The 16,254-nt window shown below is 48.1% G+C and carries 12 protein-coding genes and 2 tRNA genes (1 of these 14 running past the window's edge); 8 read left to right on the top strand and 6 right to left on the bottom strand.

All coding sequences use genetic code 11. From position 1 onward, the window contains the following. Both HUF13_RS17380 and HUF13_RS12215 read right to left on the bottom strand, forming a co-directional pair. Window positions 1-51, bottom strand: a tRNA-Gly gene (locus HUF13_RS17380) (it extends 141 nt beyond the left edge of the window). A 627-nt stretch (window positions 52-678) separates the two neighbouring features. Next, window positions 679-751: transfer RNA gene (locus HUF13_RS12215), tRNA-Gly, on the bottom strand. Window positions 752-913: 162 nt separating this feature from the next. Between HUF13_RS12215 and HUF13_RS12210 the strand changes: the two genes are divergently transcribed. Together HUF13_RS12210 and HUF13_RS12205 are read left to right on the top strand one after the other, a co-directional pair. Then, on the top strand, window positions 914-2,053 hold the full coding sequence (locus HUF13_RS12210) for an FISUMP domain-containing protein (protein ID WP_173475394.1): 1,140 nt from the start codon (window positions 914-916) through the stop codon (window positions 2,051-2,053). Window positions 2,054-2,128: 75 nt separating this feature from the next. Beyond that, window positions 2,129-3,289, top strand: a complete 1,161-nt coding sequence (locus HUF13_RS12205) for a coproporphyrinogen-III oxidase family protein (protein ID WP_173475393.1) — start codon at window positions 2,129-2,131, stop codon at window positions 3,287-3,289. A gap of 79 nt (window positions 3,290-3,368) precedes the next feature. Here the strand turns inward: HUF13_RS12205 and HUF13_RS12200 are convergent, their stop codons facing one another. After that, the gene (locus HUF13_RS12200) at window positions 3,369-4,181 is read right to left on the bottom strand and encodes an RNA polymerase sigma factor RpoD/SigA (protein ID WP_014545470.1); all 813 of its coding nucleotides are present in this window, start codon (window positions 4,179-4,181) and stop codon (window positions 3,369-3,371) included. Window positions 4,182-4,715: 534 nt separating this feature from the next. Between HUF13_RS12200 and HUF13_RS12195 the strand changes: the two genes are divergently transcribed. From HUF13_RS12195 to HUF13_RS12170, 6 genes are all read left to right on the top strand, one after another. Beyond that, window positions 4,716-5,492, top strand: a complete 777-nt coding sequence (locus tag HUF13_RS12195) for a class I SAM-dependent methyltransferase (protein WP_173475392.1) — start codon at window positions 4,716-4,718, stop codon at window positions 5,490-5,492. Window positions 5,493-5,500: 8 nt separating this feature from the next. Then, window positions 5,501-6,694, top strand: coding sequence for a glycosyltransferase family 4 protein (locus tag HUF13_RS12190; protein ID WP_173475391.1), 1,194 nt, complete (start codon window positions 5,501-5,503; stop codon window positions 6,692-6,694). Continuing rightward, the gene (locus HUF13_RS12185) at window positions 6,691-7,719 is read left to right on the top strand and encodes a lysylphosphatidylglycerol synthase transmembrane domain-containing protein (RefSeq protein ID WP_173475390.1); all 1,029 of its coding nucleotides are present in this window, start codon (window positions 6,691-6,693) and stop codon (window positions 7,717-7,719) included. Before HUF13_RS12190 ends, HUF13_RS12185 begins: the two co-directional genes overlap by 4 nt. Window positions 7,720-7,945: 226 nt before the next feature. Further along, window positions 7,946-10,192 carry a UvrD-helicase domain-containing protein gene (locus HUF13_RS12180; protein WP_173475389.1) on the top strand — a complete coding sequence of 749 codons (2,247 nt, stop codon included), beginning with the start codon at window positions 7,946-7,948 and terminating at the stop codon, window positions 10,190-10,192. After that, window positions 10,176-10,985 (top strand): glutamate racemase, encoded by an 810-nt coding sequence (gene murI / locus HUF13_RS12175; RefSeq protein WP_173475411.1) that lies wholly within the window; start codon window positions 10,176-10,178, stop codon window positions 10,983-10,985. The genes HUF13_RS12180 and murI overlap by 17 nt, the downstream gene beginning before the upstream one ends. 98 nt (window positions 10,986-11,083) lie before the next feature. Further along, entirely contained in the window at window positions 11,084-11,722 is a 639-nt protein-coding gene (locus tag HUF13_RS12170; RefSeq protein ID WP_173475388.1) for a hypothetical protein, read from the top strand. Window positions 11,723-11,794: 72 nt separating this feature from the next. Here the strand turns inward: HUF13_RS12170 and HUF13_RS12165 are convergent, their stop codons facing one another. The 3 genes from HUF13_RS12165 to HUF13_RS12155 form a co-directional block, all read right to left on the bottom strand. Then, window positions 11,795-13,237: a hypothetical protein gene (locus tag HUF13_RS12165; RefSeq protein ID WP_173475387.1), complete on the bottom strand. Its 1,443-nt coding sequence runs from the start codon at window positions 13,235-13,237 to the stop codon at window positions 11,795-11,797. Beyond that, complete coding sequence (locus HUF13_RS12160; protein ID WP_173475386.1) at window positions 13,237-15,045, bottom strand: hypothetical protein; 1,809 nt, start codon at window positions 15,043-15,045, stop codon at window positions 13,237-13,239. The genes HUF13_RS12165 and HUF13_RS12160 overlap by 1 nt, the downstream gene beginning before the upstream one ends. A 91-nt stretch (window positions 15,046-15,136) precedes the next feature. Beyond that, window positions 15,137-16,078, bottom strand: coding sequence for a lysylphosphatidylglycerol synthase transmembrane domain-containing protein (locus HUF13_RS12155; protein WP_173475385.1), 942 nt, complete (start codon window positions 16,076-16,078; stop codon window positions 15,137-15,139). Between the last annotated feature and the right edge of the window lie 176 nt (window positions 16,079-16,254).

Genomic DNA, 16,254 nt, shown 5'->3' with positions numbered 1-16,254 from the left:
CTCGACCCCGACCTTGGCAAGGTCGTGCTCTACCAACTGAGCTATTCCCGCGAGGACAGCCCATATATAGAAATAAAATTTGTAGTTATAAAGGGGTGTAGGGCGAAAAAAGTGAAAATTTTTGTTTTAGAGCGGGCGACGGGATTGATGGCTTGGCCAGTCACCTTGCTTACGCAAGGCTGTCCAGCCACCCTACGGGTTTATCGCTAAGCGATAAATCCTAAACAACTTGTACGCACTTCGTGCTTCTCGTTGTTTAGTGTCAAAGTCCAGTTCCCGCTGCGCGGCTGGCCTTTGCCCCTTCGGGCTTGCGCTCACTACGTTCGCGTCAAGCCATAATTTGCCTCTTCGCACTTCGTGCATGAGCCAAATTATGCCGCACCCTCGACCCCAAGGAGTCTCGTACCCGAGTCAATTTCAGTATAAAACAAAAAAGACACCGTTAAGGTGTCTTTTTCGTTTTAGAGCGGGAACGGGAATGATTCGTCGCTAGTTTCCGGTCTTGCGCCCGGCTAGCTCCTCACCCTTGCGGGCCTCTCGCCATGAGGCGAGAGTTCCTAAACAACTCGTAGGCACTTCGTGCATCTCGTTGTTTAGTCGGCCCCTCTTCTCGGGTCCTCGTCCAAATTACGGCATAAAAAAAGAAAACCACCTTAGTAGGTGGTTCTTTTATTTTAGAGCGGGAAAAGGGACTCGGACCCTCGACCCCGACCTTGGCAAGGTCGTGCTCTACCAACTGAGCTATTCCCGCGAGGTGACCCAATAATAGAAATAAAATTTCCAATTGTAAAGGGGATAGGGTGAAAAAAGTGAAAAATTTTTATGTGCGATATTTCTTTGGCCACGCGGATTGTGCCGTGTGATGATTTTATCTATTTTTATAATAAAAATGTGTATATGGACGAGGTTTAGAATGAGAAATTTCAAGTATAGCATTATTGCGTCCATAACTTTAACTATAGCCCTTGCCGCTTGTGGCGGCAACAGCGGTACTTCCGTAAATGACGATAATGTGTCGTCTTCTTCCTCTTCATCTGTCATTCCCGCTTCAAGCGGGAATCGCCCTTCAAGTAGCAGTAAAAAGATTGCTTCGTCGTCTTCGACTCCTCGCAATGACGTGAAGTCGTCATCCTCGAAGCGTAGCGAAGGGGATCCGTCAAGTTCTAGTCAAAAGATTACTTCCTCGTCTTCCGTCAAGACTGTTTCTTCTTCTTCCGTTGCCCTGAGCAGTAGCAGTAAGCAATCGTCTTCTAGTAAAAAAGTAGAATCCAGTTCTAGTTCGCTTCGGCTGAGCTCAGCGAATTTGTCTTCTTCTAGTAAAAAAGTTGAATCCTCTAGCAGCGAATATGTTCCGTTTGATCATTTTAAATGCTTAGCGGATAACTGGAATCTTAGGGATTCCATTTACAAGACTTTTGTCGACCCGCGTAATGGCCGTAGTTATTATTACTATACGGCAACTTCGTATAAAACAGGAAGATCTGTTACCGTTATGGCTGAAAATTTGAACATCGGCGAGATGGTTCTTGGCGAAAATGACCAGAATGACGATACAAAGATGGAACGCTATTGCTACAATAACGACACTACATATTGTGACAAGTATGGTGGCTTATACCAGTGGGCCGAAATGATGCAGTTGCCCAGCCGTTGCAATACAGAAAGTTGCTATAAAAAAATAGAAAGTGAACATCAGGGAATTTGCCCTGATGGATGGCGCTTGTTTACGTGGCACGATTACGAAATCGTGAAAGACTATTATGACAAATATGATGAAGGAATACCTCTTGGTTTACGTTCTCAGTGTTTTAGTGGATACAATACAAGTGGTTTTTCCTTAATTGGGGCCGGGGCGCGAACCATTAACGGTGGGTTTGAAGATGTAAACGAAACATTCTTCTGGCGGTATCCACAAGAACATGAGTATGATAAAGCGGAATTTGCTTATGCGGCATATGTTTCGCGTTATAGTGATGATGCAACGGGAACAGCAAAAAATCGTCGTGCTGAAAAAATAGCAGGTTATTCTGTTCGTTGTACAAAGATAGAGTAAAAATCTCTTAACGAATAAAAAGAACTCCCATGGGTGGGGTCGCGGCGTGCGGTGGTAAAAACCTATATTTGAGTTATGTTCGGTATTTATATTCATGTTCCGTTTTGCGCGAAAATTTGCGATTATTGCGACTTCCGCGTGATGCCTGCGAATGCTCGGCTGTTCGAAGAATATGCAGGCTTGTTGGAACGTGAAATCCGTACTTTTGCGGCGACGCATCCTGTATCGCATTCGGCGTCACCCCAAAACGTTCTTTCGCAAGCGCGAACGCTTTATCTCGGTGGTGGAACGCCTTCGATTTTGCCGGGCGCGTGCCTGGAACGGATTTTTGCCGTGCTTGCGGAATGCGGCGTTCGTGTAGATTCGCTTGACGAAGTCTCGATGGAATTTAATCCAGAATCGTGTACCGAAGAATCTGTACAGACGGCGCTTTCGTGCGGTGTACGTCGCTTTAGCCTTGGGCTTCAGACGTTTTCGCAAACGCTCTTGGACCGTATTGGTCGCAGGCACACGGTGGAACGAGGTTTTGATGCTTTGCGGTTGTTGACGTCGCTTCCGCAGGTGAAAGTCTCGGGCGACTTGATGTTTGATTTGCCGGGACAGTCTGTGGATTCTTTCTTGAGCGATGTGGATCGCTTGTCGGATTTTCCGCTTGGGCACTTGAGCTTTTACGGATTGAATGTGGGCGAGAGGACGCTTTTGGGCGGTCGCGTATCGCGTGGCGAAGAAAAAATTGACGAGCGTTTGTACGAACCGATGTATCTCGGCGGTGTCGAAATCCTCGAGAAAAAAGGCTTCGCGCGTTACGAAGTGTCGAATTTTGCAAAGCCGGGCGACGAGAGTTTGCACAACATGAATTACTGGAATCGCGGCGAGTATATCGGTTTTGGGCCGGGGGCGCACAGCTATTTTGGCGGTCGCCGTTTTTGCGCTCCGGAAATATATCCGCGCTGGCGCGATTACGTGAATGCAGGCTCGCCAGATGCATCGCTGACATACGACGATTTGGACAAGGACGACATCCTAACGGAACGTGTGTGGCTTTCGCTTCGCCAACGCTCTGGTCTCGACATGAACGCGCTCGCTGCTGACGGAATTTCTGTTTCGCCGGAAGGCTATGAGCCGTGGGTCAAAAAAGGCTTTGCAACGCTTGAAGGCGGAATCTTGAAACTCGTCGGCCGTGGCTGGATTTTTATGGACAGCATCGTGACCGACGTGCTGAACGCCTGCCGGTAACGCTTTCTCCATAAAAAAAGAAGCCCGCTTGCAGGCGGGCTTGAAAGAGTTTTGTGTTTTGAGCGTAACTTTTGGCTTGTTACTTATTAATCGCTGCCAAGAATGCGTCCTTCTTTTCTTGCAAGAAGTCCTTGCTGTTGTACTTGCGGATACGGCGGAGAGCCTGGTCGCGCAACTGACGCACACGTTCGTGGGAAATGTTCATGGATTCGCCCACTTCGCGCAGTGTCTGCGGAGCTTCCTGGTTGATGCCGAAAATGCCTGTGATGACTCGGGCTTCGCGTTCCGGGAGCTGCTCCATGAGGTCGCGGGCCAAAGCTTCGACGCTCTGGATTTCGGAGTCGGCTTCCGGGTTCGAGGCGCCGCTGTCCGGGAGGACTTCGGCGTAAGTAGCCTTGGAGTCTGCCTTGAGCGGGCTGTCGAACGAAACACCGCGCTGACCGATCTGGATGAGTTCGCGGATTTCTTCGTTGATTTCCTTACCGCGGGACTGTTCATGCAAAGCCTTGCGCACGCGGAGGTGCTGGTTTGCCGGCAAGCGGATGAGGTTGCCCTGTTCGTTAATAGCGCGAGTAATATATGCCTTGATCCACCAAACGCCGTAACTGATGAATTTAAGACCACGGGTGTGTTCGAACGATTCGATAGCGCGGACGAGCCCCATAGCGCCTTCGCTGACCAAGTCCGGCAGAGGAATCGGGCAGCCACGGTACTGGATTGCTACTTTGAGCACGAAACGCATGTTTGCGGAAATGAGCTTTTTACGGGCGATTTTGTCGCCTTCTTTAGCTTTCTGGAATAGAATCTGTTCTTCTTCGCGGGAGAGAGGTGCTGTGCGACGAATATCTTCTAGGTATCTTTTGAGAGTGGTATCGGTAGAATCAATATGCATTTTAAAAACCTTGCTCCTATAATATCGCTTTTTTAAAGCAAGTTGCGTGCCAAATGTGTAAAATTTTCCAAAATTTTTACAAAAAGTCCTTTATAGCCCCCATTTGCGGTTTTGTGAGGCGAAAATGAGGGAATTACGTGTCGTGTTTTTATAAAAGTGTCGTAAAAATATAACAAATTTTCAAAAACGTGACAAGTTGGACGGGTGCATCCCTGCCGAAAAATGTAAAAGAGCCTCATTCGAATGTTCATTATGAACATTGCGGTTCCGCTTTGGACGCGCGTGTTTCATTTTGAGATAAGTCTCTAGATCCTTCGGCTTCTCAATTGCAATTCGAGAAATGATGGTTCCTCGCGTACGCGAGGAAGACAGGTCGAGAATGACTTGCAAGGCGAACACCGCGACAAAATGCTTGCATTTTGGCATGGTTAAGCCGGAGAGTCATGCACGAAGTGCAATGACCGCGCAGTATGGTCTATTTCTAAGTTCTACCAACTAAGTTCTAAGTTCTAAATTTCGTATATTTTTCCCGTTATGTCGATTAAAGAACCCGATCAATCCGTATGGAACCGTTTTTGGCAGCGCAAGAACGACATGGACAAGGTCTATCCGTCTTCGCCGTCTATTATAGAAGCTATTAAGAAGAATTTTAAGCTCGAGGGCTTGAAGGTTTTGGAGGTCGGTGCAGGAACCGGTCGCGATAGTGCCGAACTTGCTCGCCTCGGCGCCGATGTTTATGTGCTCGATTACGCCGAAAACAGCCTTAAAATTGTGAATTCGCTCCGTGAACGCGAAGGCCTTACGAATTTGCATTTGGTTCGTGGCGATGCTTTCAAGTCGCCGTTTCCGGACAATACTTTTGACTTGGTTTTCCACCAGGGCTTGGCCGAACATTTCAAGGATTCGCTCCCGCTGATTCAGGAAAATTACCGCATCGTCAAGCATGGCGGTTGCTGCCTTTGCGATGTTCCGCAGACTATCCACCCGTACACGGTTATCAAGCATATCTTGATTGCGATGGACAAGTGGTTCGCCGGTTGGGAAAAGCAATTCACGATGGGACAACTCAAGAAACTTATGCGTGATGCTGGCTTTGAATGCATTTACGCTTATGGCGACTGGATGCGTCCGAACCTTTACTACCGAATCTTGCGTGAACTTTGCTTCAAGATCGGTATTGAACTTCCGAAGTATCCGCTCGATGGCACGGCTTACCAGAAGATTAAGGACAAGATTTTGGATAGCCTCCAGTCTGTGCCGGTGATGCACTACACTCAGCTTTGCATTGGTGTTATTGGCCGTAAACCTTAGGTAGTTGCTTGAAAATCCTTGTCGTAAATTATCGAGATCGCATGCATCCGGCTGCCGGTGGCGCCGAAAAGCATTTGCACCGCATCTTCTCGAAAATTGTAGAGATGGGGCATGAAGTTGTCCTGTTTACGACATCGTTCCCGGGCGCAAAGGAACGCGAAGTTGTCGATGGAATTCAGGTTGTCCGCAAGGGCGGTGATTTGATGTTCCAATTGACGGTCGCTATGAATTTGAAAAAGCTCGATTGCGAATTCAACTTCGATGTTGTCGTCGAGGATTTGAACAAATTGCCGGTCTTTGCCCATTGGTTCGTCCGCAAGCCGCTGTTGGTGCAGATGCATCACCTGTGGCGGAAGTCGATTTTCTCCGAAGCGTTTTTCCCGATTGCGTTTGGCGTCTGGTTCTTTGAACGCATCATTCCGTTGTTCTACCGCACGCAGCCGTTCGTGGTGGTGAGTCCGAGTACCAAGAAAGAGCTTGCTGAAATTGGCGTGGACGAAAGCCGGATTTCCGTGATTTATAATGGTTCGGAAATGCCGCCGATAGCCGCTCCGCAAGAATGCGCGGAATCTCGTGAAACGAACGAGAATGCAGAAGTTCGTGCGAATGCAGCTCTCGAGAATGCTGATGCTGGCAAAAATGCGCGGGCTCCGTATTTTATTTGGCTGTCGCGCGTGCATCGCTACAAGGGGATTTGGACGGCGCTCGAAGCGTTTGTAATTTTTTCGCAGAAACATCCCGAAGTCCAGTTGAAAATTGTCGGTGGTGGTCCGCTTCTGAAAAAGCTCCCCGCTTGGATTAAAGCTCATGGACTTGAAGGCAAGGTGGAATTGACTGGCTTTGTGCCTGCCGCTCGCAAGTACGAACTGCTTTCGTCTTCGCTTGCGTTGTTGCAGACGAGCTACAAGGAAGGCTGGGGCCTCACGGTGATGGAAGCGGCGCAGCTCTGCAAGACGACGCTCGCGTCGGATGTGCCGGGACTGCGCGACAGCGTCCGTGACGGCGAGACGGGAATTCTGTTCCCGTCGGGAGATGCGCCCGCGTGTGCATCTGCAATGGAAAAAGTTTATGGCGATGCTGAATTGCGTGCGAATCTTGGCCGGAATGCCAAGCGTTATGCGCTCACGTTCAGCTGGGAAAAGTCTGCTCGCGAAACTCTAGAATTGTTGGAACGTACGGTTGAGGGTGGCGTACGAAAATGAAATTGAATCCGAAGCTCAAGTCACTGATTGTTTTTTGCTTGAAACTGGTGGTAACACTTGTTCCTGCTTACTTTGTCTATAGTAACATTGTGAGCGATCCGGAATGGAGTGCAAGTGACCTTTCCAACTTGTTTAAAAACAACAGTGTGTTCCCGCTTGTGCTTGCACTTCTTTGCCTTGCGGTCTCGAACTTTACGGCTTGCTACCAGTGGAAGTTGTTGCTCGAAAAACAGGGCGTCCACATGAAATATGGAAAGCTCCTCAAGCTTTATCATGTCGGACTTTTCTTCAATAACTTTATGCCGGGAAACGTTGGTGGCGATGCCAAGAAAGTTTACGACATCCGTGTGCAGGGCGGTCAAGATACCGTTGGTGCGGGTTTTACGGCTACGGTATTTGATCGTTTGTTTGGACTTTTCTTTATTACGTTATTTGCGCTTGCGGTCGGTGTGTTGTTCTTTGTGCACGATCCGGAACAGCGCGCGTTCATGTGGCCGTCAGTTTGGATTTTCATGGGCTTCTGCGTGATGTTTGCAGGGCTTTTGAGCCGTCGCATTGGCCGCTTCTTTTGCCGCATGGCGGGGAAGGTGCTGCCCGAAAAAATCGAGACGCGCTTGTTGCGCATGTTTGAACGCTTCCAGAAGTTCCGTTCCAAGAAACTTTGGGTAAACATCATTTGCCTTTCGACGGTCACTCAGGCGTTGCGCATCTTTGTCCACTTTTTCTGCGGGATTGCGGTTGGCGTGAACCTCTCGATGTCGTGGTACTTCTATTACATTCCGCTTGTTGCTATTGTGAGTGCACTCCCGATTTCGATTGGCGGTTTTGGTCCACGTGAATTCTTGGCGCAGTCGCTTTTTGCACGTGCTGGAGTGCCCGGTCTTGAATCGGTCGTGATACAGTTGCTTGCTTATTTTGTAAGTTTGATATTGAGTTTGTTCGGTGCTGTCGTGTTCTTGGTTGGGCAGAAACCCGTGCCGTCAACACCGAAAAATGCAAATGGTCATCTTGAAGCTAGGTCGTAAGGCCGATGCGATAGGACCCATAATTTCTTATATCCTTAATTTTATCCGTTTGCTATATGAGCCTGTAGTTTATGGGGCTACGTGTATTGGAAGAATAACGTTTACGTCATTCTGAGCGTAACATCGTGAAGCGAAGAATCCAGTTATGTTCTGCATTGGATCCTTCGTCCTTGCAGTCCTCAGGATGACGTGTTCGGTACTTCTTTGTAAATACGATTGAATTAATATGGATGTAGAAAATATTTTGGCGGGGCTAAACACCGACCAACGTGCGGCGGTGCTGCATGATCATGAAAAGAACGGACAACTTTTAATTTTAGCAGGAGCGGGTTCGGGAAAAACTTCGGTTTTGACCAAGCGAATCCAGTACCGGATTTTGTGCGGTGTGCAGCCGGAGAAAATCTTGGCGCTCACGTTTACGGCGAAAGCGGCTGCCGAAATGCGGGAGCGCGTGCAAAAGCTATTCCCGAATGCGGGCGTAAGACTTTGTACGTTCCATTCGCTCGCGCTGTTTATGCTGAAGTCTAAGATGCCGGGCTCCCTTCGGCAGGCTCAGGGGCCTTGTGAAATTTGCAGGGAGGATGAGTTCACTGAGCAAGGCCGAAGTGAACGATTTGCTTACGAACTTGTCGGGTTCAAGAAGATGCCGGTGCCGACGGAATCGGCTGACAAGTCCTTTATGCAAGAGCTTGCGAAAGTCGGCGGTCGAAAGTTTCGATTCTCGCGCGAAGAACTTTTTTCAGATGCGCATCCGTTATCGCTTATAAAAAAACTGGAACCTTCGCGTGAACGCGTGCTTGAATCCGGTCAAGTTGTATTTGAAGACCTCATTTATCAAGCGATAAACTTGCTTGAAAATCACGAGGAGGCGCGAGCGTTTTTCCAAAATCAATGGTCTGAAATTCTTGTCGATGAATACCAGGACATCAATCCGTCGCAGTATCGGCTTGTCAAGGCGCTGTTGGGCGAACGCAAATCGCTTTTTGTCGTGGGCGATGACGACCAAGCTATTTACGGGTTCCGTGGGGCGGATATAGGAAATATCAATCGCTTCCGCGATGACTTCAAGGAGAGTTCGCTTATCCGCTTGGAATGGAATTACCGCTCAGTGGCGAACATTTTACATTTTTCGAATACAATCTTTGAAAATAAGCCCATCCATTTGCGGAAAGTTTTGCGTGCGGGCAACATGTGTGGCTCGGGCGGTTCCGCCATTTTCAAGGAAAACCGTAAACCGGAAGTGTGGGTGAGTGAAGATCCGGTTGTTGAAATGCAAAAAATCATCACGAATATCAAATTGCTTCGCGAAAGCTATGACCTCAAATGGAAAAACTTTGCGATTTTGGTTCGCTATAACCGCCAGCGATTGTATTACGAAGAAGCGCTCCGCGAGGCGCAACTCCCTATTGCGGGGACCGAGATGGAAAACGGCGAACTTCTCGAAGACGGAATCCATGTCGAGACGGTTCATGCGTCCAAGGGCCTCCAGTATGCGGTGGTTTATTATGCGGGAATGTCCGAGGGGCTTACGCCGGGAACATGCACGGGAACGCGGGAGCAGCGTAAAAAACAGCTGGACGAGGAACGTCGATTGTTTTACGTCGGGGTCACGCGGGCAGAATCTTTCTTGGTTTTGCTATATTGCAAACGTAGGTATTGGAAAGGGCGCCTTGCGAAACTGAAACGGTCCCGCTTCTTGCCCAAAGAAAATTTAAAGACAGAGATAGATATGCCTGTTATTTTATTTAGAATATTTGCCGCCGCAAGAATACTCCTCTTTATGCTTGAGTATATTGTGAAAATTGCGTTCATGTATGTTTTCCGACGCAAGGACTTGGACACATGGCTCGAAGAAAAGGTCCAAAAATTCTCAAGGTTCTGCATGCAGGCTATCCGTGTGGATTTGACAATCGAGGATCAGGCGCAGCTTGCCAAGGTGGATTGGACTCGTCCTGTGTTCGTGATGGGGAACCACCGCTCGTATCTGGATATCCCGATAGCGTTCCTTGCTTTGCAGCGTACCGTTGGCTTTATTGCAAAAACGCAGTTGCAGCGCATCCCGGTTTTGAACTTCTGGATGCACAAGCTTGGCTGTGTCTTTATTAATAGAGAAAAAGGTGGCGGCGCCGAAATTATCCAGAAGGCTGTACAGTCGGGTAAAATGCCGAGATTGTTCATTTTCCCGGAAGGCACTCGCAGCAAGCGCGAGGGAATGGTCGCTTTCAAGAGCGGTTGCTTTAGGCTTGCTGTCGAAGCGAACGCTATTATATTGCCGATTGTAACGAAGGGTTCCGATGAAGCTTGGGAACATCGCAAGGGGTGCAAACACCGTCCGGTGAAAGTGAAGATTCTTGAACCGATAGATACGGTCGAATTCAAGAAAACTCATGGCGGCGATGCGATGGATCCGCGCCATGAACTGCTCCCGTATGTCCGCAGCCAAATGGAAAGTGCTTATGATCGGCGTCTTTGATTCCGGCTTTGGCGGTTTGACCATTCTGCAGAAGCTCCGCCACACGCTCCCGCAGTACGATTACCTGTATCTGGGGGATAACGCTCGTGCGCCGTATGGTTCCCGCAGTTTTGAGACGATTTACCGCTACACGCTCCAGTCGGTACGTGAGCTTTTTCATCGCGGGTGTCCGCTAGTGATTCTCGCGTGCAACACGGCGTCGGCAAAGGCGCTCCGCAGCATCCAGCAGCAGGTGCTGCCTGTCGAATTCCCGGACCGTCGCGTGCTTGGCATTGTCCGCCCGACTGCCGAAGAAATCGGTAAGTTTTCCAAAACAGGGCATATTGGCATTTTTGCAACTGCAGGGACTGTGTCTTCGAATAGTTACGTCCTTGAAATCAGCCACTTTTTCCCGAAATTGCATGTGACCCAACATGCCTGCCCGATGTGGGTGCCGCTAGTGGAATATGGCGAGCGGGGGACCGAAGGTTCTCGGTTCTTTGTGAAAAAAGACGTGGACCAACTTTTGGCGGCTGACCCCGAAATCGATACGGTTTTGTTGGCCTGTACGCATTATCCGCTCCTCGAAGATGAAATTCGGGCCGCACTTCCACCGCATGTTCGCCTGGTAGTCCAGGGAGATATCGTTGCAGACAAGACTTTAGACTACCTGAAAAGGCATGTAGACATGGAAAAACGCCTTTCAAAAGGCGGAATTGTTAAATATTTGACGACCGATACAGCCGAATTTTTCAAAAAAGGCGCTTTTCGCTTTGGAATGGAAGATATTTGTGCGGAGTCGTTGACTTTTTAATCCATAAATTATATTTTAATGGTTGTTACTGACGAACCGTACTCGGTCCGCTTGTATTCTTTTTAATTTTCGAACTTTAAACTGAGTGGATTTATAAAATGCCGAAAACACAGATCAATCTTGAGGGTTGGCAAGACTACCGAGGCAATATGGCCGGTAGCCTGCTTTATGTCGAAACTAGCCATCAGTCCGAAATGCCTGTACGCGACCAGCTGAATGAAAATGAAAAAGGTTTTCTCTATGAACCGAACTACGAAACTAGCACCTATGGTCTGATGAGCTGTTACAATGTTAAGGCTATTAACACGATTGTGAAGAGCAAGAGCCGCTATATCCTTTTTGGTACACGTTACGAAGGTTTGAGCGATTCCGAAATGCGCAACAAGTACCTCATCATGGGTTACATGCGTATCGATAAGATTAAGGATGTGCGTACCCGTCACGTGCAGCGCTACATGGCAAATCCGGAAATGGAAGAACCGGAATGCATGCAGATGGAACACAACTGGGCGGTCTATGGTCCGATGCGCTTTGTCTCTCTCGACGACTCTTTCGTGGTGACGGACGAAATCCTCAAGGAATGGGGTTACAAGGGCCATGCTTCTCGCCAGCTCAAGACTGTATTCTCTAAGGAACATCTCGAAAAGATTTTGGCACACTTGGATTCTAAGGAAGATATGATTGACGAGTATATCGCTACCGTCGATGAATACAAGGAAGCCCTCGCTGAAGAATAGTCTTTTACAGAAAGTAAAAAGATTGAAAGTCTCCGCTCGAATGCGGAGATTTTTGTTTTAATAGGGCGCCGTTTAGAACTTGATGGAGAGTCCGAGGTGCGTGGCGAAGCCGTTGCGGAATAGCAAGTCGGAGAGTCCGCCTTCCAAGGAACCGGCTTTGTCTTTGTCGCCTTGTGTACCGGATTGGGTCCCGCTGCCGTGTTGCTGCGAAGGTCCTGTGCCATCTCCCGGTTCCACGCCTTTGTTGGAGTTTTGGTCTTTGTAGTCGATGTAGAACGGGACTATTTGCGAGATGCCGTACACGAACGCTAAACTTACGGGCCCTTCTTTGCGGATCTCGCATTCGAGGGAGAGAATTGTTCCGATGGCGCTCAATTCTCGGAATGTTTTTTCTTTGTACGTGTTGACGGTGGCAAGGCGCGTTGTTTCTGTTTTCTTGTCGATGTCGAGGTCGCCTTTGATGCCGAAGAAATCGAGACCGACATTAGGCGTAAAAATGTAGCGCTTGCCGAGATTCCAGCGGTAGGTGCCACCGCCGAGAATCGCTTGGGTGCTGAGGTCGGCATCGACGCGGAATGTCTTTTGCAAAAAGGCAAACGAGAGGCCTTTGATGACCGAAGCGGGGAGCGCCCGGTTGGGCGCAAGCGTTTCGTAGAAACGGTTCGGGTTGCTGCTCAACCTCCCCGCGAGGTAGAAGTATTCGAGGTGCGTGCGCACTTGTTCGCGTTCCCACTTGGTGTATAGCGAATGGAGTGTGGCGTCAAGCGGCATGTACATGAACCGCTTGCGGCTTTCTTCGTTATGGTAAATTCCGTAAAGTGTTGCGCTCGCGTTTGCAAATGTGTAACTTGCGTCTAGGCGAGATTTGCTAAAATCGTGCCCATAATTAGCGCTTAGTATTAGGACGCCTGCGGAATCCCTAACGTAATATTCTTTGTCTGGATTGTGCGGCGATGTTTTCAGGTAAGTTCCAGATAAATTTATATGATGTGCCGCAATGTTGTATTCTGCGGAGAGGTTCCCGTAAAAAATATGGCTCACCCAGTCCACGGATATGGTGCCGACCATTTCAGTTTTCTGGTCGGGAATCCAGCGCATGTTCCCTAAGTCAATAGAGCCACCGGCGAAACTAGCGTTCACTTTGAAAAGTGAATCCTTCGGGTGTGCCGAAAGCGTTGCCTTGACGAACGGATAACTGCTGACGTTTACATCAAATGAAAGATACTTGTAGTTGCCTTCGAATCCGGCGGTAACGATGTTCTGAGTATTCTTGCCTTTTATGCTCCATTCATCGGTATAACGGCCTTGAATGGCGAAGTGCTCAAACGAACCGTAGACTTTATAGTTATCAACGGTTAGCGAATCCTTAATGCTACAAGACTTTGTCGAAAATTGCTTGTCGCTCAGGTGTAGCAAAAAAAGCCCGCCACAATCGGCGAGCCTGGAATTGCTTACTGCAAGGGCTGCGTTTACCGCAAACCCAAGCGCAAGGAATATTTTATTGGTGGATTTCACTACCAGTCGTATGCGTCGTCGTTACGGGATTCAGTCTTGAGAACTTGCCAGAACTTTTCGGCTGTCATACCCGGGAGAACGCCGCCAAATGTGACATCGGGGAAGAAGATGAGGTTCTGCATGTCGTCCAACGTGTAATCCTTGGAATTCGGCCTTCTGTTGTTTTCAATGGCGTATGCAAGTTCCGCTTCGTCAACTTTGCCGTTTTCCAAAGCTTGTAACGAAATCGTCTTGTTGCCCATCGGGTCGGTGAAGTAGAATACGTTTTGTTCGTAGTCGTTGTATGCGGTGGCGAATAACTGGACTCCGTTTTGGACTTGGCAGATAGAAGAACTGAGTGTAATCGGGGCTACTGTTTCTATAATTTTCGTGTTTTCGTTGCCGTAGTAGTAATCGTCATTAGGTTCGAAGGTGACTGTGCAATTTGTGGCCTTGACATCGAAACAACGGTACATGTAGCTTACGCCGTATTCAACGTCGGCGCAGTATTCTGCGGTTCCTGCTGTATGGCTGTAGCCTCCATAGAGGTATCCGTAGAAATAATCAATCTTAATGGATTTTTCAATCTGAGTCCTTATGGCTTTGTTGATTTCGTATTCAGCGTGAGAATCTCCATAAAGGTTTGCCGACCAATAGAAACCATCAACAGGAATATTCCATACAGAGTAGTCGTTAAACTTGTGGTAGGGGAGGTAATCTTGCCAGCCATCGGTAATTTCGAAGAACTTGGCAATGTTGATTGTAACCTTGGAGCCTGCCGGGAGCGTGATTTCTACACCGGTATGGAGTGCTTTGCGGTATTGTTCCAGGGAATCGATTGCCTTTTGGAAGTCTTTTGCGCTTACATCGGCCATTTCGTCGTCACCGACTATGTAAGGGTCGTTCAATTGGGTCTTGATGCCATTTTTGGATTCGTCGATACCGTACTGGAGGCCGACTTCTACGAATTGAATGGCGGAATCCAGCAAGTTCGGGATGTCTTTGTAGCGCGGTTTCCAATTGTCGTAAACGGTTGTGAAGGAGCTGCCTTTGTCCATGAGGGCTATGATTTGATCTGCAAAGGTCTTGGAGTCGCCATTGTATTTGTCGGCATCGTTCATCCAATCGTATTTGCCGTTTGCGGAAATGTCGATGTTAAGGCTTGCTCCGAATGTGAGTAAGGCCTTGGCCACGAACATGGTGGCCAGTGCCGGTGCAAATTCACCGCGGTCGAGTTCGAATAATCTGTCTTCAATATTGTAATGGCAAACAAAGTTGTCGTCACCGACGATGTTCTTCAAGTAAATGATGGCCGAATCCAAAGACGGAATAGCTGCGGCTATGGCTTCTTGGCTCATGCTCGTAAGGTGCTTTCCGTTGCCTGCGATGAGGAGCTTGTTGAAGTCTTCAACGCCCATGTCGGCGAGATTCGTTTTGTTGGAAACGGTATCGATAAAGGACTTGATTTTGGTGTTGTTCATCAAGTCGGTGATGATGCTCAAGGCGTAACCGAGTTGCGCTTCGCAGTTTGCAGGGTATTTATCTAAAACAGCCTTGAATGTGCTTTTGGTCTGGGCGCTTATGGCTTGTGCATTCTTGAGATTGTTGTCGCCTAGTTCTTCCAAAACGTCTTTGATGCTTGCTTTAGCATCTTCTAATTGCGCTGCAACAGCTGCGTCTGAGACTTCCTGGCAGCTAAAAACGTTGAAGTTCGGGGTTGTTGGCGTATCGGCGGGTTGCGCGACATTGGTGGGGTTGCTGTCGGAACATCCCATCAGGAATGAACAAGCTCCAATAGCAAGTGCAATCAATTTTTTTGATTTTTTCATAAATACTCCTTCTTTTTGTAGCGTAATATACAAAATTGATTTTACGGAACAAGTCCTTTGTATGAATATTTTTTTTACCGCCGCGAGTCGATTATTTCTTGCGGGCGATGAGTACAACGGCTCCTTGCGCGGCTTGAAAAAGCAATGGAATGTAACCTAATAATCCGGCGGACAAGACAACAGGGGCCGGGATTCCAAGGATACCCGTAAATAGCGCAACCTGTGTTCCTTCGCGGACGCCGATGCCGTTTAAGGAAATTGGAAGCATCGATGTGACGATTGTAATGCTTGTGAATACGACCAGGATGCTGATATCTACATGGACTCCGACGGCGCGGAAATAGGCGTAAGCGATGAACAGCGTCAATAGCTGTAGCCAAAGGGAATCCAACGAAGAAAGCAGAATTTGCTTTTTGTGCTTTCGGTATATAGAAAGGCTTTCTTGAAGTTTTGTGATGAATTTGAATTTATTTGTGATTGCTTGTGGGACGGGAAGTTTATCCGAGAAAAGGCAGAGCGAAATGAATACAACGCAGGCGAATGTAGCTGCGGTCATAATCAAGGTGTAGCTCAAGGGAATGTCAGCCTTGCTTAGCGCGAACGGAAGCGCGATGAAGAAGCAAAGAAACATGGCCAAGAGCCCCTGTATGCGGGCGATGAGGACTGCGGAGACCGATTGGCTTGTCTGGTTGAACTTCTTCCCGAAGGCAAGCGATTTGACGGCGTCTCCACCAAAACCGGTGGGGAGAAGGTTGTTGAAAAAGTACCCCATGGCGGTGTAGGCGTAGTACGTTTTGAACGGAATTTCGGGACCTTGCACTGAAAGTCCTTTCCAGCGATTGGCTTGAATGACCATGATGAGTGTAGCGGCGACTAGCATAGCTACTACCCACGGAGTCATGCTTAAATTCCAGTTGTCGGTAACTTCGCTTAAGGGAATTTTATAGAAAATATAAGCGAAACCACCCACGCTGACGAGGATTTGTATGATACGCTTGGCGAAAACTTTTTTATTTGTCTGATTCTTAGCCATTGGCTTATATTATAGCATTTTTAGCGATGCCTCGTTTTGAAAATCGGACTTTATATGTTCCAAAAAATCATGTTTTTTTCGTATTCCCATGATACATTCTGTATCCGCATGATACATGGTGTATCCTCATGATACAAAATGCCAATTTCTGACACGAAAATATTAACTTTTTTGAA

It is taken from the genome of Fibrobacter succinogenes, from assembly GCF_902779965.1.
Taxonomy (GTDB): Bacteria; Fibrobacterota; Fibrobacteria; order Fibrobacterales; family Fibrobacteraceae; genus Fibrobacter; species Fibrobacter succinogenes_F.
This window is presented reverse-complemented; position numbering and strand designations above follow the sequence as displayed.